This is a genomic window from Jiangella rhizosphaerae, assembly GCF_003579925.1.
Taxonomy (GTDB): Bacteria; Actinomycetota; Actinomycetes; order Jiangellales; family Jiangellaceae; genus Jiangella; species Jiangella rhizosphaerae.
In genome coordinates this window covers 1-21,437 of record NZ_QUAL01000055.1, presented here as the reverse complement: position 1 = coordinate 21,437, position 21,437 = coordinate 1, and the positions used below count along the sequence as shown (strand labels likewise).

The 21,437-nt window shown below is 72.9% G+C and carries 18 protein-coding genes; 6 read left to right on the top strand and 12 right to left on the bottom strand.

The genetic code is table 11. The features are described 5' to 3' along the window. Nucleotides 1–82: 82 nt before the first annotated feature. The 3 genes from DY240_RS07220 to ligA form a co-directional block, all read right to left on the bottom strand. A complete protein-coding gene (locus DY240_RS07220; RefSeq protein ID WP_119659277.1) occupies nucleotides 83–2,629 on the bottom strand; it encodes a ThuA domain-containing protein in 2,547 nt (848 codons plus the stop codon). Nucleotides 2,630–2,821: 192 nt separating this feature from the next. Beyond that, the gene (locus DY240_RS07215; protein ID WP_147375221.1) at nucleotides 2,822–3,928 is read right to left on the bottom strand and encodes a DUF1611 domain-containing protein; all 1,107 of its coding nucleotides are present in this window, start codon (nucleotides 3,926–3,928) and stop codon (nucleotides 2,822–2,824) included. A 602-nt stretch (nucleotides 3,929–4,530) separates the two neighbouring features. Beyond that, nucleotides 4,531–6,759 (bottom strand): NAD-dependent DNA ligase LigA, encoded by a 2,229-nt coding sequence (ligA, locus tag DY240_RS07210; RefSeq protein WP_199701012.1) that lies wholly within the window; start codon nucleotides 6,757–6,759, stop codon nucleotides 4,531–4,533. Nucleotides 6,760–6,860: 101 nt separating this feature from the next. Between ligA and DY240_RS07205 the strand changes: the two genes are divergently transcribed. Next, nucleotides 6,861–7,877, top strand: coding sequence for a type IV toxin-antitoxin system AbiEi family antitoxin (locus tag DY240_RS07205; RefSeq protein WP_119659274.1), 1,017 nt, complete (start codon nucleotides 6,861–6,863; stop codon nucleotides 7,875–7,877). Further along, on the top strand, nucleotides 7,855–8,385 hold the full coding sequence (locus DY240_RS07200) for a hypothetical protein (RefSeq protein WP_119659273.1): 531 nt from the start codon (nucleotides 7,855–7,857) through the stop codon (nucleotides 8,383–8,385). Before DY240_RS07205 ends, DY240_RS07200 begins: the two co-directional genes overlap by 23 nt. A 155-nt stretch (nucleotides 8,386–8,540) precedes the next feature. On the opposite strand, the gene DY240_RS07195 is transcribed toward DY240_RS07200, so the two are convergent. From DY240_RS07195 to DY240_RS07185, 3 genes are read right to left on the bottom strand one after another with little or no spacing between them, the layout of a single operon-like run. Further along, a complete protein-coding gene (locus DY240_RS07195) occupies nucleotides 8,541–9,566 on the bottom strand; it encodes a methionine synthase (protein ID WP_119659284.1) in 1,026 nt (341 codons plus the stop codon). A 36-nt stretch (nucleotides 9,567–9,602) separates the two neighbouring features. After that, nucleotides 9,603–10,325: a GAF and ANTAR domain-containing protein gene (locus DY240_RS07190; protein ID WP_119659272.1), complete on the bottom strand. Its 723-nt coding sequence runs from the start codon at nucleotides 10,323–10,325 to the stop codon at nucleotides 9,603–9,605. Beyond that, complete coding sequence (locus DY240_RS07185) at nucleotides 10,322–11,038, bottom strand: ANTAR domain-containing protein (RefSeq protein ID WP_199701003.1); 717 nt, start codon at nucleotides 11,036–11,038, stop codon at nucleotides 10,322–10,324. The genes DY240_RS07190 and DY240_RS07185 overlap by 4 nt, the downstream gene beginning before the upstream one ends. A 363-nt stretch (nucleotides 11,039–11,401) precedes the next feature. Here DY240_RS07185 and DY240_RS07180 point away from each other — a divergent pair, with 363 nt between their 5' ends. From DY240_RS07180 to DY240_RS07170, 3 genes are all read left to right on the top strand, one after another. Beyond that, on the top strand, nucleotides 11,402–12,124 hold the full coding sequence (locus DY240_RS07180) for a VIT1/CCC1 transporter family protein (RefSeq protein ID WP_119659271.1): 723 nt from the start codon (nucleotides 11,402–11,404) through the stop codon (nucleotides 12,122–12,124). A 205-nt stretch (nucleotides 12,125–12,329) separates the two neighbouring features. Then, nucleotides 12,330–12,977: a TetR/AcrR family transcriptional regulator gene (locus tag DY240_RS07175; protein ID WP_119659270.1), complete on the top strand. Its 648-nt coding sequence runs from the start codon at nucleotides 12,330–12,332 to the stop codon at nucleotides 12,975–12,977. 27 nt (nucleotides 12,978–13,004) lie between these two features. Next, the gene (locus DY240_RS07170; RefSeq protein ID WP_119659269.1) at nucleotides 13,005–13,886 is read left to right on the top strand and encodes an alpha/beta fold hydrolase; all 882 of its coding nucleotides are present in this window, start codon (nucleotides 13,005–13,007) and stop codon (nucleotides 13,884–13,886) included. Nucleotides 13,887–13,892: 6 nt separating this feature from the next. Here DY240_RS07170 and DY240_RS07165 read toward each other — a convergent pair whose 3' ends face one another. The 5 genes from DY240_RS07165 to DY240_RS07145 form a co-directional block, all read right to left on the bottom strand. Next, nucleotides 13,893–14,534, bottom strand: coding sequence for an arsenate-mycothiol transferase ArsC (locus DY240_RS07165; RefSeq protein ID WP_119659283.1), 642 nt, complete (start codon nucleotides 14,532–14,534; stop codon nucleotides 13,893–13,895). 52 nt (nucleotides 14,535–14,586) lie between these two features. Next, nucleotides 14,587–15,687 carry a tRNA 2-thiouridine(34) synthase MnmA gene (mnmA, locus tag DY240_RS07160; protein WP_119659268.1) on the bottom strand — a complete coding sequence of 367 codons (1,101 nt, stop codon included), beginning with the start codon at nucleotides 15,685–15,687 and terminating at the stop codon, nucleotides 14,587–14,589. A gap of 2 nt (nucleotides 15,688–15,689) precedes the next feature. Next, nucleotides 15,690–16,889 (bottom strand): cysteine desulfurase family protein, encoded by a 1,200-nt coding sequence (locus tag DY240_RS07155; RefSeq protein WP_119659267.1) that lies wholly within the window; start codon nucleotides 16,887–16,889, stop codon nucleotides 15,690–15,692. A gap of 71 nt (nucleotides 16,890–16,960) precedes the next feature. After that, entirely contained in the window at nucleotides 16,961–17,908 is a 948-nt protein-coding gene (locus tag DY240_RS07150) for an electron transfer flavoprotein subunit alpha/FixB family protein (protein WP_119659266.1), read from the bottom strand. An 11-nt stretch (nucleotides 17,909–17,919) separates the two neighbouring features. Continuing rightward, nucleotides 17,920–18,705 carry an electron transfer flavoprotein subunit beta/FixA family protein gene (locus tag DY240_RS07145; RefSeq protein ID WP_119659265.1) on the bottom strand — a complete coding sequence of 262 codons (786 nt, stop codon included), beginning with the start codon at nucleotides 18,703–18,705 and terminating at the stop codon, nucleotides 17,920–17,922. A gap of 235 nt (nucleotides 18,706–18,940) precedes the next feature. Between DY240_RS07145 and DY240_RS07140 the strand changes: the two genes are divergently transcribed. Beyond that, nucleotides 18,941–20,230 carry a glycosyltransferase family 4 protein gene (locus DY240_RS07140; RefSeq protein ID WP_119659264.1) on the top strand — a complete coding sequence of 430 codons (1,290 nt, stop codon included), beginning with the start codon at nucleotides 18,941–18,943 and terminating at the stop codon, nucleotides 20,228–20,230. Nucleotides 20,231–20,283: 53 nt separating this feature from the next. Here the strand turns inward: DY240_RS07140 and DY240_RS07135 are convergent, their stop codons facing one another. Next, nucleotides 20,284–21,234: a type IV toxin-antitoxin system AbiEi family antitoxin domain-containing protein gene (locus DY240_RS07135; RefSeq protein ID WP_199700999.1), complete on the bottom strand. Its 951-nt coding sequence runs from the start codon at nucleotides 21,232–21,234 to the stop codon at nucleotides 20,284–20,286. Nucleotides 21,235–21,437: the final 203 nt, after the last annotated feature.

Below are 21,437 nucleotides of genomic sequence, written 5' to 3'. Positions count from 1 at the left end.
TTCGACTCCTCGCCCGGCCCCCAAGAGCACGCGAAGAGGCCCGCCGCCGCGTGGGGGCGGCGGGCCTCCGCGTCACGGTCGATCAGCCGACGCCCGAGCGCGTCGCCGTGCGGACGATCGCACCCTTCTGCCGCTCGGTGATCACACCGCGCTCCACGTAGTAGTCGGCGACCTCGCCCACGTGCCGGACGAACTCACCGCTGCTGGACCAGGAGTCCGGATCGTCGTCGATCAGCTGGTTGATCGAGCAGCTCGCCCCCGCGACCCGGTTGGGCACGCCGCTGTCGAGCCCGCCGATCACCACCGTGCTCGCCCCCACGTCCCGCGCGGAGCACGTCGGACCGCCCGTGTAGTCGATGCGCTGGATGGTCGAGATGCCGGTCGTGCCGAACGTGTGGCCCCACTGGATGACATAGAGCGCGCCGTCGGGCCCGAACTCGATCTCGTGCGGGCGCGTCCACGGGTTGAACACGCCGTGGAACAGCGGGCTGATCTCCTGGACCTGCTGGTCGCCGTCCAGGATGAAGTTGTACAGGTTGTTGCTGGTCCGGCCCCACTCGCCGAAGAACGCCTGGCCGTCGTACGACTCCGGCCACCTGCGGCTGCCGGACAGCACGGGCGCCTCGTCGGGCACGTACCGGTAGACCGGCCCGACCGTCGGCGCGCCACCGGTGCCGATGTCCGGCTGGCTTGCGCCGCCGCCGGCGAACGGCAGCCGTCCGTAGAAGACCTCCGGGTCCACCACCGGCGGCAACGACGTCAGGCCGGTGTTGTTCGGCGACTCGTTGACCGGGCTCGCGCAGTCGAACGTCTCGCCGGCCGGCCCGCTCGGGAAGGCCCAGTCGCGGTAGGCGGCGCCGCCGTGGCAGTACGGCCAGCCGTAGTTGCCCGGGGTGATGACGTTCCACTCGACCCGGCCCTCGGGACCGCGGTCGGCGTTGGGTCCGCCGGCGTCGGGCCCGTAGTCGATCGCGTACAGCTGCCCGGTCTCGGGGTCGGACTCGATGCGGTACGGGTTGCGGAAGCCCATGGCGTAGATCTCCGGCCGCGTGCCCGGCGTCCGCGGCGGGAAGAGGTTCCCCTCCGGGATGGTGTAGCCGCCCGACGCCGTGGGCGTGATCTTCAGGATCTTGCCGCGCAGGTCGTTGGTGTTGGCCGAGGATCGCTGCGCGTCGAACGGCTGCCGGCCCGGCCGCTCGTCGATCGGGGTATAGCCCTGCGACTCGAACGGGTTGGTATCGTCGCCGGTGGAGATGTACAGGTTGCCGTCCTTGTCGAACTCCAGCGAGCCCGCCTCGTGGCAGCACTGCTCGCGCTGCACGGTGACGTCGAGCATGACCTTCTCCTCGGTCAGCCCCTCACCGGTGAGCGTGAACCGCGACAGCCGGTTGACGCCGCAGCTCCCGCCCGTGATGTCGCTGGTCGGGCAGGCCACCGGTCCCGGCACCGACCGGAACAGGTAGAGCCAGTCGTTGGTGTCGAAGGACGGGTCCAGCGCCAGGCCGAGCAGCCCGTCCTCCTGGGCGTTGCCGGTGGCGATCCCGGTGTAGACGTCGAGGGTGGCGACGACGGTGGTCGTCTGGGTTCCGGGGTCGATCACCTTGAGGTTCGCCGGGGTCGTCGCCTGCCGGCGCTCCCCCATCTCGATGAAGAACACCCGGCCGTCATCGGCGACGGCGAGCTCGCTCGGGAACCGGGTGTCGCTGTCGATGGCGACCTTCTCGAAGTGCTCCCAGTCCGTCCCGCCGCAGTCGCCGCCGGCCGCGCCGGCCGCCCACTCGATGCCGCCGAGGATGTGCTGCAGGAACGCCGGCTCGGTGTAGGACTGGTTGGTGTGGCCGAGCGCGGTGTACCAGGAGCGGCCGCCCTCGAAGGTGTGACACCAGGCCATCGGGTGGTCGGTGCCCATGGTGCCGCTACCGGGGTTGTACGACCGCTCGTCGATGGTGAGCAGCACGTGCACGTTGCCGCGCGGGTTGGCGGTGAAGTTGTACCACTCGTCGTGGCGGTTCCAGACCGTCTCCAGATGTGCGGTCGACGGGTGCGACCGGTCGGCGACGACGAGCTTCGCGTCCTGGTTCGCCGGATGGTTGCGGAAGTACGCGCCGACCAGCTGGCCGTACCAGGGCCGGGTGTGCATGGTGTCCGTGGCGGCGTGGATGCCGGCGAAGCCGCCGCCGCCCCGGATGTAGCCCTGGAACGCCGCGAACTCGCTGTCGTTCAGCAGCGGCGGGTTGGCGGGGTTGTTGGTGCCGTCGACGGGCGACAGGAACACGATGGCGTCGTACTGCGCCAGGTTCTCAGCCGTCGTGAACGGGGTGCTCGGCAGGGTCCGCGTGGGCTGGGCCGGGTCCCAGACGTCGACGCTGAACCCGTGCTCCTCGCCGAGCTGGATGATGGCCGTCGTGCCCGGGACGATGCTGCCGTGCCGGAAGCCGAGAGTGCGGCCCACCACCAGGATCGAGTAGTCCTCGTCCTGCTGGGCCGTCGCCTCGGGCGCGGGTGCCTCAGGCGCCTCTTGTGCCGTCGATGTCGTCGCCGCGACGAGTGGGAGCGCCAAGGCTCCGGCCGCCATCATCGCGACCGCGCGGGTGCGCGCAGCTCGCAGGCGCCAGGTGACGTGTTTCACCGCTGTCTCCTTCGGTGATCGGATGCAACACGCGCTCCTGACCGGGGCGTCGGCCCCGGGGTCTCGGCCCAGTGTGGAGTTGTGGACTGCGGAACCCCCAACCTCCTTCCCCGAGTGATGTCAGGCCCCTTGGTTGTACGGACGAACCGCCGCCGGGGATTGCGGACGACGGCGTGAGCGTGCGGCGCCCAGTCAGGCGGCCTCGGAGTCCTGGGACACGAGGGCCGCGGCGATGGTGGGGTCCATGAGGTCCTTCGTGGCCACCACCGGGACGTCGACCAGCCCGGCCGCCTCGCGGGCGGCCAGCGGCGACGCCGTCACCATGCCCGTCACGGCCGTCACCCGCAGGTGCCACGACCGCAGCAGGTCGACCCCGGACAGCGCGCCGAGCGCGTCGCCGGCCGCGAACAGCACGCCGCTGAGCGTGGCGCGGACGGCGGGCTCGGCCAGCAGCCGGGCGGTCTCGATGTGCGCGACGCCGTCGGCGATCTCGATGACCACCATGTCCGGCTCCGCCGCCGACACCGCCGACAGCAGCCCGAAGTACGTCGCGACCAGGTCCTCCGGCGACACGAGGTGCGTCGACGGGAACCCGGCGTCGGTGAAGTCGAGCACCGGCGCGCCGCCGGCGTCGATGAGGTGCCAGCGGTCGTTGCCGGCGCCGGTCCCCGTGACCTTGGCGGCGGCGACCCGCCGGCCGGCCCGCGTCATGCCGCGCACCAGCGACGCTGCCGACGTCGTCTTGCCCGCGTTCATCGAGGTGCCGACGACGGCGACCACCGGCGGGTGCACGGGCGGCGGCACCGCGGTGAGCCCGATGGGCGCGCCGTCGCGCACCGTGAGCCCGCGGCCGTCGAGCCCGGCGAGCTGCCCGATCGGCACGATGCGCGTGGGCGCGGCGAACCCGGAGTACGCACCGACGACGCGGCCGGCCATGCCGCCGGCGGCCACCAGGTCGCACGCGCCGAAGTCGTCGGGCACGACGGCCTCGTAGGCGTCGGTGGCGTACCGGGCGCCGTACGCGACGACGATCTCGTCGCCGGCGAACAGCCGCGCCTTGCGCCCGTCGGGACGCTCGATCCAGTCGTGCGCGCCGATCGACTCGACGCGGGCCAGGATGACGTCGCCGGCGGCCGGGATGGTCGCCGGCGCCAGCGCGAGCTCGTCGCCGGACGGCACGAGGTCGATGACGTGCCGTGTGATGTAGGAGGTCTTGGCGGCTCCGAGCCGGCGCGGCCAGGACGCCGCGACCGGGAAGAGCTCCGCCGCTGGAGCCACATGCTCAGCGAAAGAGGTCATGGGAACCTCACTTCGGGGGACGGGCGCAGAGGTGGCACTGACGATGGTGTGACCACCGGGTGTTTCTGCGGCGGGACGTGCCTTGACGACGCAAGGATGCATGAGCGGACGCCTCCCGCGCCAGCCCCTGGAGGCCACATTTTTCGCGGACGTAAAACCGCAGCTCAAACGGGGTAAAGCACGCATACGGACGAAGCCCTTGACCGGCCCTCCGGACAGAACGATCATGGAAGGACAACTGAACACTGGAGTCCCGCTCGGGGCACCGGCACATCGTCTGGTTCCCGAGCGGTCGTGTGACGGCTCTGCGGAACCTCGTGAGTAGCGAGAGGACCCCCCCATGAGTCGTCAGCACGGACGGAGCTACCTCAGCCGGCTGCGCAGCCGGTACCTCGCCAAGCTGCGGCTGCAGGCGTACGCCGCGGTCGCGGGCCGGTTCTCGGCCCGGGCGTAGTCGTCGCGCACCCCGCGACGGAGGTGTCCCCGGATCTCCGGTTCCACGCAGCAGCGCGCAGGCCGCCCACGGGCGGCGGGCGAGTCCTCGTGGACACGAAGGGTCTGGCATCCGCCAGACCCTTCGCGCGTCCCCGGCACCGCGTCGCCTACTCCTCGGCCTCGCCGACCTGGGCGACCTTCGCGGCCTCGTCGGGCCCGGACTCCAGCAGCACGCGGAAGCCGTCCTCGTCGAGCACCGGCACCTTGAGCTCGATGGCCTTGTCGTGCTTGGAGCCGGCGTTCTCGCCGACGACCACGAACGACGTCTTCTTCGACACCGAGCCCGACGCCTTGCCGCCGCGCGCCAGGATGGCCTCCTTGGCGTCGTCGCGGGAGAAGCCCTGCAACGACCCGGTGACGACGACCGTGAGGCCCTCGAGGGTGCGCGGCATGGACTCGTCGACCTCGTCGACCATGCGGACGCCCGCCTCGCGCCACTTGCGCACGATCTCCTGGTGCCAGTCGACGGCGAACCACTCCTTGACCGACGCGGCGATGGTGGGGCCGACGCCGTCGGTGCCGGCCAGCTGCTCCTCGCTCGCGTCGACGATGGCGTCCATGGACCGCAGCGCCCCGGCGAGCGCGCGGGCCGCCGTCGGGCCGACGTGGCGGATGGACAGCGACACCAGGACGCGCCACAGCGGCTGCTGTTTGGCCTTCTCGAGGTTGTCGAGCAGCCGCCGGCCGTTGACCGTCAGCTCGCCGTCGGCGTTGGTGAACAGCGGCACCTGCTTGAGCCGGTCGGCGTCGAGCCCGAACACGTCGCCCTCGTCGGCCACCACCCCGGCGTTGATCAGCGCGATGCCGGCCTCCCAGCCCATCGCCTCGATGTCGAACCCGCTGCGTCCGGCCAGGTAGAACAGCCGCTCCCGCAGCTGCGACGGGCACGACCGGCTGTTCGGGCAGCGGATGTCGACGTCGCCCTCCTTGGCCGGCGCGAGCGGCGTGCCGCAGGCCGGGCACTCGGTGGGCATGACGAACTCGCGCTCGGAGCCGTCGCGCAGCTCGGCGACCGGCCCGAGGATCTCGGGGATGACGTCGCCGGCCTTGCGCAGCACGACGGTGTCGCCGATGAGCACGCCCTTGCGCTTGACCTCGGACGCGTTGTGCAGCGTGGCGTTCTCGACCGTCGAGCCGGCCACCTTCACCGGCTCCATGACGCCGTACGGGGTGACCCGGCCGGTGCGCCCGACGTTGACCCGGATGTCGATGAGCTTGGTGGTGACCTCTTCGGGCGGGTATTTGAACGCGACGGCCCACCGCGGCGCCCGCGACGTGGACCCGAGCTGGCGCTGGAGGTCGACCTGGTCGACCTTGACCACGACGCCGTCGATCTCGAACTCGATGTCGTGGCGGTGCTGGCCGTAGTGGTCGATGTACTCCTGGACGGCCTCGAGGTCGGGCACCACGCGCGGGCGGTCGCTGGCCGGCAGCCCCCACGCCCGCAACGCCTCGTAGGCCTCGGACTGGAACCGGATGTCGAACCCGTCGCGCCGGCCGATGCCGTGGCAGACGAGGATCATGCGGTTGAGATTGCGCTTGGCCCGCTCGTACTCCTCGAGCACCTTCTCGTACGACGCCTGCGCGCGGCCCTCGTTCCCCGCGGCGTCGGCCTTCGCCTTCGCGGCGTCGAGCTTCTCGCGCCGCCGGTCCATGCGTTGACGGAGCACGCCGGCGCCGGAGTTGCGGGCGTTGGCGAACAGCGGCAGCCCGAGGTCGGCCCGCTCGGCGTTGACCGCCTCGAACTCCTTCGTCGGGAAGACGGCCTCGCCGCGGATCTCGACCACGGACGGGACGGGGTACTCGTCGGTGCCCGTCAGCTCGTCGGGGATGGCGTCGACGAACTGCGCGTTGTACGTGATGTCCTCGCCGGTGCGGCCGTCGCCGCGGGTGGCCAGCGTGGCCAGCTTGCCGTCGCGGTAGACGATGTCGACCGCCAGCCCGTCCACCTTCGGCTCGCACAGGTAGCGCGCGCCGGTGCCGACCTCGCGCTCGACCCGGGCGGCCCACTCGGCGATGTCGTCGGCGGAGAACGCGTTGTCGAGGCTGAGCATGCGCTCGAGGTGCTCGACCGGCGGCCAGGACGCCTCGACCCCGGCGCCCGGCTCGGCGACGGGCGCGCCCACCTTCTGCGTCGGTGAGTCGGGGGTGCGCAGCGACGTGTACTGATCCTCGATGCCCTCGAGCTCGCGCATCAGCTGGTCGAACTCGGCGTCGCTGATGGTGGGCGTGGCGAAGTAGTACCGCTGGCGGTGCTCCTCGATCTCCTGCGAGAGCGTCGCGTGGCGTTCGCGGATGTCCGACGGGACGTCGTTGATGTCGGCTGGCTCGGTCACAGCACAGACGGTAGCGCCCACCACCGACGAGGTTCGGCAACCGTGCGTGTTCAGTTTTTTATGCTGTTCATTTTTTCTGAACACCAGTCTAGAATGAACGCATGGCCGATGAGCAGGTCGTACGCGAACTCTTGAACGAGGTGGTCGCTCGCCTCGACGAGTTCGGCCTGCAGGCAGCCGCGAACATCCACGAGGGAGACGGTGCCGACGCCCTCGTGACCCTCACCGTGGACGGACGGCTGCTCGACCTTCATGCCTGGTTCGTACCGGTCACGGCTTCGGCTGCGACCATCATCGCCACGGTCCTGCGAGATCTCCGGCCCGGCGGTAATGGCGTCCTGGTCACCGACTACGTGTCACTGACGGTCGCCGATCGCCTGCGCGAGCAGGGCGCGCAGTTCCTCGATGCCGCAGGAAACATGTACGTGCGTCAGGACGGCATCGTCCTCTGGGTCATCGGCCGGCCGCGGCGACAGCGAGCGGTTGCTGAACGCCCCAGCCGAGCCTTCCGGCGCGTCGGCCTGCAGGTCGTCTTCACCCTCCTGGCGAAGCCAGAGCTCATTCGTGCGCCGTATCGATTGATCGCTCACATGGCCGGAACCTCACTCGGAGCCGTCACCCCAGTGATTCACGACCTGCGTGACCGTGGCTACGTCATCGGGCCTGAGGACAACCGATCCTTGCGACGCCTGAACCAACTGCTTGCCACTTGGACCGAGGCGTACACGCAGACCCTCCGGCCCAAGCTCTTCGTCGATCGGTTCCGCGCGGACGATCCGCTGTGGTGGCAGTCGATCGAACCCGCCCGCTTCGGCATCGCATGGGGAGGCGAGACGGCTGCGTCGCTCCTGACGCGCGAGTTGCGACCCGAGACCACCACCATCTACGCCGCCTCATTACCGCGAGATCTGATCACGACCGCACGCCTGCGCCGTCATCCCGAGGGCAACGTCACCATCCGCGATCAGTTCTGGACCGGTGAGCTACCTTCACCGAATCCCGATGTGGTCCCCACGCCCCTGATCTACGCCGACTTGATCGCCGCCGGCGATGCGCGTAGCGCACAGGCTGCCGAGCAGATCCGGGAGAAGTACCTTGATCGACCTGACCGGGCGTGACGAGGCCATCCACCTCGTCGAGCCGCTCCGCCGCATCGCCCGCCGGGCCGAGATGATGGGACTGCCCTACCTTGTCGTCGGAGCCGCGGCGCGAGACATGCTCTTGCACGCTCATCACGGCGTGCCGATCCGCCGCATGACAACCGACCTCGACATCGCCGTCGCGGTCGAGGACTGGCGCGGCTTCGAGGCACTGCGCTCGACGTTCCCGCACATCAGCGGCGGGCCAGAACACCGCGTCACGGTGGGTGAGATGCGAGTCGACCTCGTCCCGTTCGGTGGCGTCGAACGTACGGACCGCACCATCGCCTGGCCCCCGGACGGCGACTCCGTGATGTCGGCCTTCGGCCTGGCGGAGGCGCTGACGACCGCCGATGAGATCCGCTTCGCCCCCGATCTCGTGGTCCGGCCGGGTACGACGTGGAGCTCGCCGGAGCGATGCTGCTCGGCTCCGACGTCCACCGGATCCTGCCGCCGCCGGCGCTGGCGCGCTTCAGCGACCTCATGACAGCGACGATGAGTGATACGAGTGGGCTCGCTGACGACATGCCCGGAGCCTNCGACGATGAGTGATACGAGTGGGCTCGCTGACGACATGCCCGGAGCCTGGGACGCGAACGTGAAGCTGCTCGACGCGTTTCGCCAGGGAGTCGAGCAGCCGCTCTAGGAGGCGTCAGCCGTGAGGTCGGCGAAGGCGCGCGCCGTCGTCCTCGCCAGGGTGTAGGCGCGCCGCGCCCAGCCGGGGTCGGCGCCGGCGAGGCCGCACGTCGGCGTGACGACGGTGCGCGCGGCCATGGCGGCGGGGTCCTGATCGAGGCGGCGCCACAGCCCGACGACGCGCTGCGCCAGCTCGCGGTCCGACGGCGGCGTCGACGGGCGCAGCGACGGCACCACGCCCGGCCAGACCGCCAGGCCGCCGTCGACCGCCTCGGCCAGTGCGTCCAGCTCGCCCGACGATGACGACAGCAAGGTGACGTCCAGCGAGACGGCCACCGCGCCCGCGGAACGCACCACGGCGACGGGCACCGCCGGCGCGCAGCAGTGCACCACCACCGGCACGCCGGCCCCGGAGACGGCGGACACCACCACGCCCAGCAGCGCCGACGCCTCGGAAGTGTCGACCGCGCGGAGCCGGCCGAACCCGCTCGTCGTCGGGATCGAGCCGGCGAGGACGGCGGGCAGCGACGGCTCGTCCAGCTGCAGCACGACCGAGGCTCCCGGCACCCGCCGCGCGACGTCGCCGACGAAGCCCGCGACACCCTCGGCCAGCGAGGCCGCCAGGTCGCGCCGCGCCCCGCTGTCGCCCAGCGAGGCACCGCCCCGGTTCAGCTCCACCGACGCCGCCAGCGTCAGCGGCCCGGCGACCTGCACCTTCAGCGGCCCCTCGTACCCGTACGCGGCGATCTCGAGCGCGTCGAGATCGGCGCCCAGGAACGACGCCGCCCGCCGCTCGTCCGCACCCGCGCGGTCGACCAGCCGCCAGCCGGACGGCTGGAGGTCGACGTGCAGGTCGACGAGGAGCGAGGCGGCCCGGCCGATCAGGTCGGCGCCCGCGCCGCGGGCCGGGAGCTCGGGCAGGTGCGGGAAGTCGGGCAGTTCACCGACGACGATGCGCGCGGCCTCGTCACGGTCCTCGAACGGCAGCGAGCCGATCCCCGTCGCCGTCGCCGGCCCCCAAGCGAAGTCCACGAGCACAGAACTCTAGGCGATCGGCGGCGACCCGGGTCAGCGGCGGCGGACGTCGGTGAGCGTGCCGTCGACGACGGCGGCGGCGATGTCGCGCAGCTTGCTGTTGGTCGACCGGGCATGCGCGCGGAGCAGCGCGAACGCGTCGTCGACGGAGACCGACAGCCGCTCGGCGAGCACGCCCTTCGCCTGCTCGACGAGGATCCGGCTGTCGAGGGCGGCCTGCAGCTGCCCGGCGACCTCCTCGTGCTGCCGGGTGGTGCGCTCGTGCAGGATGCCGATGGTGGCGACGTCGGCCATCGCCTGCCCGAGCGCCAGCGACTCGCTCCCCAGCGATCCCGGCGCGCGGCCGAACACGTTCATCGCGCCGATGACGACCTCGCGCAGCCGCATCGGCAGCGCGTGGACCGCGGCGTACCCGGCGCCGCGGGCGGCCGGTGCGAACCGCGGCCAGCGCTGGTCGCCGCCGGTCGTGAGGTCGTCCATGGACACCGGCCGGCCGGTGCGGAAGGCGTCGAGGCACGGGCCCTCGGAGTTCTGCAGCTGCGACAGCTCCAGCAGGCGCGTCTCCTCGCTGGAGGCGGCGACGAGGTTGAGCGTGCCGTGGTGGTCGGCCAGCACCACGCCGCAGGCGTCGACGTCGAGCAGCTCCACCACCCGGTGCGCGAGCAGGTCGAGGAAGCCGAGCACGTCGTAGTCGTCGACGAGCGTGTCGGCCAGTTCGACGAAGGTCTCGCGGACTCGCCGGTCGGTGGTACTCATGTGCCGCCTTCCGGGTGGTCGTGGTCGCTGTTCGGAGGCGCGTCCATCATCTCGCTCCCCACTGCCGTGTCGTCCGTGCCGCGCCGGTCCGGCGCGAATCTCAGGCGCCGCGCCACGACGTCGGCCGCCACGTCGGCCAGCCGCCGCTCGTGGACGTAGGCGTAGGCCCGCAGCCGGACCAGCGCCTCGCTGACCTGGATGCCGAGCTGCACGCTCACCATGCCCGCCGCCTGGTGCACCTCGGCCCGCCGCTCCGGCAGCATCGCGTCGCGGCGGTGGTCAGGACCACCCGCGACGGCGCCGCGCTCGTCCAACACCACGACGAGCACCGCGTCGGCGAACGCCAGCGCGGTCGCCAGCAGCTCCGCGCCGAGACCACCAGGGTCGCGACGGTACACGTCCAGCACGCCGACGCGCGCGGCGCCCGCGGCCACGGGGAACGCGAACAGCCCCCGCATGCCGCGTTCCGCCGCCGCGGGTGCGAACACCGGCCATCGCCGCACGGCCGGGCCGTCGGCGAGGTCGGGCACCAGCACGACGCCGTCGCCGGCCGCCGCGTCGACGCCGGGACCCTGGCCGAGCGTGGACTGCAGCTCCTCCAGCTCCTCGCACAGCGCGCCGACGGCCAGCACCGGCTCGCGGGCGCCCGTCGCGCCGACCATCGACAACCCGCATCCCGCCGCGTCGACCGCCGCGGCGCACGCCTCCAGCACGTGGCGGAGGGACGGGTCGGCCCCCTCGGCCCGTGCCCGTTCCGTGATCGCCCCCCAGACGCGATCGGCCCGGCGCTCAGCGGACAAACGTCCCCACCGATCCGCACAGCATGTCGATCGCTCCTCCCCGCAGGCCCCGGCGCCACTCTGGCAGGTCGGCCCGGGCCGCGCCAGTGCCTATCGACGTTGTAGGGCGAGGTCCCCGCGGGCCCGTTACCTCGTGGCTAGGCTGTCGGCCAATGGAGGGCCGCGCACACCGGCGGCGACTGGGGCCGGAGGCTCCCACGAGTCGTTGGTCGGGAGCGGCAGGTGCCTGGAGTGAGTGCGGGTTGCGTGCGCGGCCCGACGTATCAGGAGTCAACAGTGTCAGAGGCGATCCCGCCGCACGACGGCGAGCAGCACCAGCACGGCAGGCTGGCCGGCCGGCTCAACTGGCTGCGCGCCGGCATCCTCGGCGCCAACGACGGCATCATCTCCACCGCGGGCATCGTGGTCGGCGTCGCCGGCGCCACCACCGACCGCGACTGGCTGCTGCTGACCGGCCTGGCCGGCCTCGTGGCGGGCGCCTTCTCGATGGCCGGCGGCGAGTACACGTCGGTCAGCGCCCAGCGCGACACCGAGCGGGCGGCGCTGGCGCGGGAACGCTGGGAGCTGGAACATCTGGCCGACGAGGAGCTGGCCGAGCTCACCCTCATCTACGAACGGAAGGGCCTCTCCCGGGCGCTCGCCGAGCAGGTCGCGCGCGAGCTGACCGCCGAGGACGCCCTGGCCGCCCACGCCGAGGCCGAGCTCGGCATCGACGCCGACGAGCAGACCAACCCGTGGTCGGCGGCCGTCTCGTCGTTCGTCGCGTTCGCCGTGGGGGCGGTGCTGCCGCTGCTGGCCATCGTCCTGCCGCCACCGACCGCGCGGGTGCCGGTCACGATGGTCACGGTGGTGGTCGCGCTGGCCCTGACGGGGTACGCGGGAGCGCGGCTGGGCGGCGGACGGCGCTCGCGGGCGGCGGCCCGGGCGGTGATCGTCGGCCTGCTCACCATGGCAGTCGCCTACGCCGTCGGCTCCGCGCTCGGCGTCAGCGTGTCGTAGGTGGCCGGCATGTGCAGCGGCTACTGCGGGTGGTCACCTTGGCTAGGCTCACCGTCGCTGCAGCGCCCCTTTTGTCCCGGTCTACGGCGTGGCCAGCCTTGCCAAGTGCCGCAGGCGGGTACGGCCCGGACGTGTAGACACCAGCGCGGCACCAAGGGTTCGCAACCTCTAGCGGCGGCACGAACGGTCGTGCTATTTTGGTGCCGTGACGAAGGGCGCCGAGACCCGGCAGGCCATCCTCCGCAAGGGGGTCGAGACGGCCTATCGCGTCGGCCTGGGCGGGCTGACCATCGGGCACCTCGCGGCCGCCACCGGCATGTCGAAGAGCGGCCTGTTCGCGCACTTCCGGTCCAAGGAGCTGCTGCAGATGGAGGTCCTGCGCGAGGCGCGGACCGAGTTCATCGACACCGTCATCCGGCCGGCCCTGCTCGCGCCACGCGGCGAGCCCCGGGTGCGTGAGCTGTTCGACCGCTGGGTCGAGTGCGGCCGGGCCCGCATGCCCGGCGGCTGCCTGTTCGTCAAGGCCGCCGCCGAGCTGGACGAGCAGGACGGCCCTGTCCGCGACCAGCTGGTCCGCGACCACCTCGACCTCTACGACTCCTGCGCCCGCATGTTCTCCACCGGCATCGCCGAGGGCCACTTCCGCGAGGACGCCGATCCGCTGCAGTTCGCCGCCGACCTCGACGGCATCATGCTCGCCTTCTACCACGCCCACCGGCTGCTCGAGGACGAGCAGTCCGAGGCCAGGGCGCGGCACGCGTTCGAGCGGCTGCTCGCCGACGCCCGCGTCCCCGGCCGCCCGCCCATGCCCACGGCCGCACCCTCAACCACCGCGGCCGGCACCACCGCCTGACCCCCGCACTCGTTCGAAGGGACCGCCATGACCATCACGTCGCCACAAAATCGCACGATCGTTCGTGCTGGCGCCAAGCTCCGGGCGGTCCGCATCGCGTTCCGCATGCTCGAGCGCGTCGCGCCCGGGGTGGGCGCCCGCTGGGCCGCCGGGCTCTGGTGCACACTGCCGAACACCGGCGGACGGCGGCGCGACGAACGGCCGCGGCCGGGCGAGCGCAGCACGCTGACGCTCCCCGACGGCCGCGTCGTCGCGGTGGAGAGCTGGGGATTCGGTCCGCCGGTCTACCTGATGCACGGCTGGGGCGGCTGGCGCGGCCAGCTCGGCGCGTTCGTCCAGCCGCTGGTCGACGCCGGACGGCGGGTGGTGGCGATCGACGCGCCGAGCCACGGCGAGTCCGGGCCGGGGCAGCTCGGCCGCGGCCGGGCCACCGGCGCCGAGTTCGCCGATGCGCTGGCCGCCGCCGCGGGCAAGCACGGCAAGCCGGCCGCCGTCGTCGCGCACTCGCTCGGCGGCGCGGCCACGGCCATCGCGGTCGGCGACGGGCTGCCCGCGGCGAAGCTGGTCCTCGTCGCGCCCAGCACGAAGCTCAGCGACGGCCTCGCCGCGTTCCAGCGGACCGTGGGGTTCGGCGAGCGCACGCGCACTCGCATGCTGGCGCGGCTGGAGCGCCTGGCCGGGCGGCCGCTCGCCGACTTCGACGTCACCGGGCTGGCCCGGCGCGCGGAGCTGCCGCCCACGCTCGTCGTGCACGATCGCAGGGACAAGGAGGTCCCGTACGACGACGGCGCCGAGCTCGCGGCCGCCTGGCCCGAGGCCGAGCTGGCCTCCACCGAAGGGCTGGGACACCAGCGGATCCTGCGCGACCCGGCGGTGATCTCACTGGTGGTCGACTACGTCACCGGCTGACGCGCGTCACGCGTCGACGCCGACGCCGAGCCGGGCCAGCAGGTCGCGGACCCGCTGCTCCGTCTCGTCCCGGATCACCCGGACGGTGTCGAGGTCCTGACCTGCCGGGTCGGGCACCTCCCAGTGCTCGTACCTGCGGCCGGGCAGCTCCGGCGCCGTCACGCCGCCCATGGTGACGACGACGTCGGCGGCCTCGACGATCTCGTCGGTCCAGGGCTTCGGGAACTCGTCGGCGAGGTCGATGCCGCGCTCGTCCATGGCGGCCGCGACACCCGCGTCGACGTCGGTCGCGGGGTCCGCGCCGCCGGACCAGCCGACGGCGCCGTCGCCGGCCAGGTGCTCGAACAGCCCGAGCGCCAGCAGCGACCGGCCGGCGTTGTCGGGGCAGAGGAACAGCACGGTCGGTTTGTCCTGCTCGCGCTCCACCCTGGCGAGCGCGCGCAGCCGCTGCCGCGAGAACCGCTCGGCCATCAGCGGCAGGAACGTGGGGATGCGAGCACCCGCGGCGAAGTGCTCGTAGCTGGTCTCGAGGAACGAGTCGATGGTCTCGCGGCCGATGCCGGTGAACTCCTTGCCGAGGCGTTCGCCGGCCAGTCGCAGGGCGAGGTCACGGTCGATGGCGGGGGCGTCGGGGGTCGGTACGCTCATCATCCCTCCTCGTGGGCACGGGTGGTCCGTACCCCGCGGCGAGGGATGCGAATCAGGCCGTGGAGCGCGCCGCCGAGCGCGTGGCGTCGATGGTCGCCGAGCCGATGACGCGGCTGCCGTCGTAGAGCACGACGGCCTGGCCCGGCGCGACGCCCTCCTGCGCCGCCGCGAACGCGACCTCCAGGAGGCCGTCGCCGGACACCGTCGCGACCGCCTCGACCGGCGTGCCGTGCGCCCGGAACTGCGCCAGGCAGCTCAACTCCTGGCCGGACACGGGCGGCGCGCCGCACCAGCGGGGCGCGACCCCGGTGACGGCGTCGACGGCGAGCGCCTCGCGCGGGCCGACGGTGACCCGGCGGTCGACCGGTGAGATGTCGAGGACGTAGCGCGGCTTGCCGTCGGGCGCCGGAGTGCCGATGCGTAGCCCCTTGCGCTGACCGATGGTGAACCCGTAGGTCCCCTCGTGGGTCCCGACGACGGCGCCGGCGGTGTCGACGACCTCGCCCGGGGCGTCGCCCAGCTGCCCGCGCAGGAAGCCGGCGGTGTCGCCGTCGGCGATGAAGCAGATGTCGTGGCTGTCGGGCTTGCGGGCCACGGCCAGGCCGCGCCGCTCGGCCTCGTCGCGCACGTCGGCCTTGACGGTGTCGCCGAGCGGGAAGACGGCGTGCTCGAGCTGCTCGGCCGTCAGCACGCCGAGCACGTAGGACTGGTCCTTCTCGGGGTCGGCGGCGCGGTGCAGCTCGCGGCCGCCCGGTCCGTCGACGATGCGCGCGTAGTGCCCGGTGCCGACCGCATCGAAGCCCAGCGCGAGCGCACGGTCGAGCACCGCCGCGAACTTGATCTTCTCGTTGCAGCGCAGGCACGGGTTGGGGGTGCGACCGGCGGCGTACTCGGCGACGAAGTCGTCGACGACGTCGGCGCGGAACCGCTCGGCGAGGTCCCACACGTAGAACGGGATGCCCAGCACGTCGGCGGCGCGGCGGGCGTCGCGGGAGTCCTCGATGGTGCAGCAGCCGCGGGCGCCGGTGCGGAACGACTGCGGGTTCGACGACAGCGCGAGGTGCACGCCGGTGACGTCGTGGCCGGCCTCGACCAGCCGGGCCGCGGCGACCGCCGAGTCCACTCCCCCGGACATCGCGGCGAGGACGCGCATGGTCAGTTCCCCCTGCTGGTCGAGACGTTGACGATGCCGGCGGCGCGGGCGCGCTCGACGGCGGGGCCGATGGCCGCGACCAGCGCGTCGACGTCGGCCCGCGTGGACGAGTGGCCCAGCGAGAACCGCAGCGAGCCGCGGGCCCGCTCGTGCGGCGCACCCATGGCGAGCAGCACGTGCGACGGCTCCGGCACGCCGGCCGTGCAGGCGCTGCCCGTGGAGCAGTCGATGCCGGCGGCGTCGAGCAGGAGCAGCAGCGCGTCGCCCTCGCAGCCGGGGAAGGAGAAGTGCGCGATGCCGGGCAGGGTGCGCCGCGGGTCGCCGTTGAGTACGGCGTCGGGGACCGCGCCACGGACGCCGGTGATCAGCCGCTCTCGCAGCGCGGCCAGCGCGGCGGCGCGGCCCGGGACGTCGGCGAGCGTCAGCCGCAGCGCCGCGGCCAGCCCGGCCACCGCGGGCGCGTCGAGCGTGCCGGAGCGGACGTCGCGCTCCTGGCCGCCGCCGTGCAGGACGGGCACGACGTCGGCCTCGCGCCGCAGCAGCAGCGCGCCGGCGCCGACGGGAGCGCCCACCTTGTGCCCGGACACCGTCAGGGCGTCCAGGCCGGAGTCGCCGAAGTGCACCGGCAGCGCGCCGACCGCCTGCACGGCGTCGGAGTGCACCGGGATGCCGTGCTCGTGCGCGACGGCGACCACCTCGCCGAGCGGCTGCACCGTGCCGACCTCGTTGTTGGCCCACATGACGGTGACCAGCGCCACGGAGTCGGGGTCGGCCCGCACGGCGCGGCGCAGCGCCTCGACGTCGAGCCGGCCGGCGGGGTCGACCGGCAGCCACTCGACCTTGGCGCCCTGCTCGGCGGCCAGCCAGTCGACGGAGTCGAGCACGGCGTGGTGCTCGACGGCCGAGGCGAGGATGCGCACCCGGCGGGGGTCGGCCGCGCGGCGGGCCCAGTAGAGGCCCTTGACGGCGAGGTTGTCGGCCTCGGTGCCGCCGGAGGTGAACACGACCTCGCTGGGCCGGGCGCCGAGAACGGCGGCGACGGACTCGCGCGCCTCCTCGACCACCTTGCGGGCGCGGCGGCCCGACGCGTGCAGCGACGACGGGTTGCCGAGGGTAGCCATGGCCGCGGCGACGACGTCGATCACTGCGGGGAGGACGGGGGTCGTCGCCGCGTGGTCGAGATAGACGCGGCCGTCAGACATGTCCCGTCCAGTCTACGTCGCGACGGCGGCCGGCCCGCGCCATGCGAGCCGGCCGCCGCCGCGGGCCGAGGTCAGCCCTTGCGCTTCTGGATCTCCGCCGTCGCCTGCGGGAGGACGGCGTGGAGGTCGCCGACGACGCCGAAGTCGGCCATCGCGAAGATCGGCGCCTCGGGATCCTTGTTGACCACGACGATGGTCTTCGAGGTCTGCATGCCGGCCCGGTGCTGGATGGCGCCGGAGATGCCGCAGGCCAGGTAGAGCTGCGGCGACACCGTCTTGCCGGTCTGCCCGACCTGGTAGGCGTGCGGGTACCAGCCGGAGTCGACGGCGGCCCGCGACGCGCCGACGGCCGCGCCCAGGGCGTCGGCCAGCGCCTCGACGGGGGCGAAGTCGCCGCCGGTGCCGCGGCCGCCGGAGACGACGATGCTCGCCTCGGTCAGCTCGGGCCGGCCGGTTGCCGCGCGCGGCTTGCGCTCCACGATGCGCGCCTTCGTCGCGGCGTCGGAGAACGCGACCGCCACCTTCTCCTCGGCCGGGGTGGCCGGAGCGGCCTCGGGGGTGGCCGCGTTCGGCTTCACCGTGATGACCGGCGTGCCCTTCGTGACCTGCGCCGTCACGGTGTAGCCGCCGGCGAAGACCGACTGGGTGGTCGTCAGGTCGGCAGTGACGTCGACGGCGTCGGTGATGACGCCGGAGCCCAGCTTCACCGCCAGCCGGGCGGCGATCTCCTTGCCCTCGGGGCTGGAGGTCAGCAGCACGCCGCCCGCGCCGGAGGACTGCGCGATCTGCGCCAGCGCCTCGGCCTTCGGCACCACGAGGTACTGCTCGAGCTCGGGGGCCTCGACGACGTACACCTTCGCCGCGCCGTACTCACCCAGCGTGTCGCGGGCGGCGTCGAAGCCGGAGCCGAGGAACACCGCGGCCGGCTCGCCCGCGCGGCGCGCGAGCGTCAGCAGCTCCAGCGTGGTCTTGCGGACCGCGCCGTCGACGTGGTCGACCAGGACCAGGATCTCAGCCATCGCCACCCTCCTCAGATGAACTTCTGCGCGGCGAGGAACTCGGCCAGCTTCACGCCGCCGTCGCCCTCGTCGGTCACGACGGTGCCGGCGGTGCGCTCGGGCCGCTTCGTCACCTCGCGCACGACGGAGAACGCGGCGTCGAGCCCCACTCCCGCCGCCTCGATGCCGAGGTCGGCCAGCGTCCACGTCTCGACCGGCTTCTTCTTCGCCGCCATGATCCCCTTGAACGAGGGGTACCGCGGCTCGTTGATCTGGTCGGTGACCGCCACGACGGCGGGCAGGTCCGCCTCGATCGTCTCCGACGCGACATCGCCGTCGCGCCGCGCCGTCACCGTCGACCCGGACACCGTCAGCTCGCCGACGAAGCCGACGTGCGCCAGCCCGAGGTGCTCGGCCAGCATCGCGGGGACGACGCTCATGCCGCCGTCGGTCGAGGCCATACCAGTCAGGACCAGGTCGACGTCGCCGATCTTGGTGATGGCGGCCGCCAGCACCTGGGCCGTGGCCAGCGCGTCGGAACCGTGCAGGGCGTCGTCGACGACGTGCACGCCGGAGTCGGCGCCCATCTGCAGTGCCTTCTTCAGGGCGGCGTCGGCGCCGTCGGGGCCCATGGTGAGGGCGACGATCTCGACGCCGTCACCGGCCTCGGCGATCTTGAGCGCCTCCTCGACGGCGTACTCGTCCAGCTCGGACAGCAGGCCGTCGACACCGGCACGGTCGGTGGTGTGGTCGGCGGCGTCGAAGGTCCGGTCCGCGGTGGCGTCCGGAACGTATTTGACCAGGGTGACGATCTTCATGGCCGGGTTGCGACCTCCTAGGCCGGGCGGGTTGCGGGACGCCGGTGCGGCGTCCATCGCGAGGCTAGCCGTTCTGAGCGGCAGAGCCGTCGACAGACCCGATGTTACCGACAGGTAACCAGCGGCCCAAGTCCGGCTGACGTGCAACACGTCACAGTCCGGGACGGCCGCCGATACCCGTTTTCGCCGTCCTCACTCGGTCCCGATCTTGGGCCTGCTGTGAAATGATCGCGCGATGCGGATACTTGTCGTCTCGTGGGAGTACCCGCCCGTCATCTACGGCGGTCTCGGGCGCCACGTCCACCGCCTGACCGAGGGTCTCGTCGCCGACGGCCACGACGTCGCCGTCGTCACGCAGTCCGCCCCGGGCATGCCCGAGGAAGAGGACGACAAGGGCGTACGCGTCTTCCGGGCGCCGCCCGACCCGCCGGCCGGCGAGCGTGGCGAGGACCTCGTGCCGTGGGTGCTGGCGCTCAACACCAGTCTCATGCGCACCGCTCATCGGCTGACCCGCGAGTGGATGCCCGACGTCGTCCACGCGCACGACTGGGTCGACGCGCACGCCGGCATCAACGTCGCGCGGGCCATCGACGCGCCGCTGGTCGCCACCATCCACGCCACCGAGGCGGGGCTGTGGGACGGCTGGCTGTCGACGCCGCTGTCGCGGGCCCGGCACGACATCGAGGCCTGGCTGGTCGCCGAAGCCACGCGGTCCATCGTCTGCTCCGAGGCCATGCGGGTCGAGGCCGCCGCCGCGTTCGACGTCCCGCCCGAGGAGCTCACCGTCATCCGCAACGCCGTCGACCACCCCGCCTGGCGCACGACGGCCGAGGCGCGGCGGGCCACGCGCGAGCGGTTCGGCATCCCGCCGAAGACGCCGCTGCTGGTGTTCGGCGGGCGCCTGGAGTGGGAGAAGGGCGTCGACGTCTGCGTCGAGGCGCTCTCGCTGGTCCGGCAGCGCCACCACGACGCCCGGCTGGTGCTGGCCGGCGCCGGGTCACAGGAGGTCAACCTGCGACGGCTGGCCCAGCGCCTGCAGATCGACCACGTCGTCCAGTTCGCCGGCCGCATGGACCAGCCCGACCTCGCCGCGCTGTTCGGAGCCGCGGACGTCGCCATGTGCCCGTCGTCGTACGAGCCGTTCGGCATCGTCGCGCTCGAGGCATGCGCGGCGGGCACCCCGGTCATCGCCGGCGACAGCGGCGGCCTGCGCGAGGTCATCGAGCACGACGTCACCGGCCTGCTCGTGCCGCCGCGCGACCCCGGCGACCTCGCGGCCGCGGCGATGCGGCTGCTCGAGGAGCCCGGGCTGTCGCAGCGCCTGGTCCGCGCCGCCCACCAGCGCATCGCCACGGAGTTCGTCTGGACGGCGGTCGCCCGCGAGACCGAGAAGGTCTACGCTGCCGCCGTCGCCGATCCCCGCCCGCCCCGCCCGCGGCCCGCCCCGGCACCGGACGGCAACATCCTCGCCGACCGTCCGGCCGCCGTGCAGCAGGCCTGGCGCCGGGTCCGCGGCGAAGTCTGACGCCCGTGATCAGCGGCGATTCCTGGCGTTCCGGCACCAGGGATCGCCGCTGATCACGTCTGTCCACAAGCAGGGACGGGGCATCCGGGACGGCAGGACCGTGGCGTACCGGTCCAGCCACGTGATCGGAGGACGCGGGCCTGCTCTGCGGCGACCCCGCACGGATCGGTGAACACGTCGGCGTGGCCGTAGCGGAGGGTGGCGTGGCCATCGATGGTGGCGAGGTTGTCGCGGTGGCGGTCGCGGAACCGGCCCTCGCCGGTATGCCCGACGCGGCCGTCCAGCTCGACCCGCAGCCGGTGCTCGGGGTAGTCGACGTCGATCCAGATGACCCGATGTCCGGCGACCCGTCGCTGCCGGCACCCCGTCGGCAGTCCGTGCGCGCGCTCGACCCTGCGCAGGTGACGCAGTTCCAGCGGCGAGTGAGCGCCGTCGGCCACGTCGAGGAGCATCGCCTCGACCATGCCGCGCCAGCGGATCTTCTTCCGCCGGCCCAGGGCGTCGGCCAGCCGTTTCGGCGTGGACAACCGGCGTTGGCATGCCGCCGTCACCCAGCCTTCCGCCTCACGCGGATGGTGCGCCGTGTCGACCAGGTCGAGCACCGTCTCCTCGACCCGGGTGCGCCGCGGGCTCTTCGTTGGGTGCCGGGTGCGCGGCAACCGGGCCGCGTAGTGGACCCGGACGCCGTCGATCTTGCCGCGCACGCGCCGACGCCCAGGCACGGTGACGTGGATGACCGGCCCCGAGTCGTCGCACAGGCCGTCCAGGTAGGCGGCGGTCCGATGGCTGGCCACGGCGCCGGAGCCGGCCCGTAGGATCGCAGCCCACACGCGCGCCCGGAAGGGCAGCGGCCCGCTGAACGTCGCGTAGACGCCCGCGTGGACGCGCTGCCAACGTCGCGACCTCAGCCGCCACGTGAGCGTGTCCTCGGTCAGCCCGCACGCCACCGCTTGGGCACGGCTGATGACGCCGTCCTGACCGGCGATGAGGTCGTCGATGTCCACGACACCAGCCTGGGCGAGCCGGATCCGTCGCGCCAGCCCCGGTTTCCTACCTGTGGACAACCCAGATCAGCGGCGATCGCCGGCGCCACAACACCAGCGATCGCCGCTGATCATGGACGCGCGTCGGCGGGCGCGGGCTCGGCGGCGGGGGCCGCCGCGGCGGGCTCGGGCGGCTGTCGCCGCCGAGACCCGCGCGCCCAGCG

Excerpts from the sequence above, each read along its gene's own strand:
- DY240_RS07215 (WP_147375221.1), bottom strand. The coding sequence starts at position 3,928 with ATGACCTCTTTCGCTGAGCATGTGGCTCCAGCGGCGGAGCTCTTCCCG.
- DY240_RS07205 (WP_119659274.1), top strand. The coding sequence starts at position 6,861 with ATGGCCGATGAGCAGGTCGTACGCGAACTCTTGAACGAGGTGGTCGCT.
- DY240_RS07190 (WP_119659272.1), bottom strand. The coding sequence starts at position 10,325 with ATGAGTACCACCGACCGGCGAGTCCGCGAGACCTTCGTCGAACTGGCC.
- DY240_RS07170 (WP_119659269.1), top strand. The coding sequence starts at position 13,005 with ATGACCATCACGTCGCCACAAAATCGCACGATCGTTCGTGCTGGCGCC.
- DY240_RS07165 (WP_119659283.1), bottom strand. The coding sequence starts at position 14,534 with ATGAGCGTACCGACCCCCGACGCCCCCGCCATCGACCGTGACCTCGCC.
- mnmA (WP_119659268.1), bottom strand. The coding sequence starts at position 15,687 with ATGCGCGTCCTCGCCGCGATGTCCGGGGGAGTGGACTCGGCGGTCGCC.
- DY240_RS07155 (WP_119659267.1), bottom strand. The coding sequence starts at position 16,889 with ATGTCTGACGGCCGCGTCTATCTCGACCACGCGGCGACGACCCCCGTC.
- DY240_RS07150 (WP_119659266.1), bottom strand. The coding sequence starts at position 17,908 with ATGGCTGAGATCCTGGTCCTGGTCGACCACGTCGACGGCGCGGTCCGC.
- DY240_RS07145 (WP_119659265.1), bottom strand. The coding sequence starts at position 18,705 with ATGAAGATCGTCACCCTGGTCAAATACGTTCCGGACGCCACCGCGGAC.
- DY240_RS07140 (WP_119659264.1), top strand. The coding sequence starts at position 18,941 with ATGCGGATACTTGTCGTCTCGTGGGAGTACCCGCCCGTCATCTACGGC.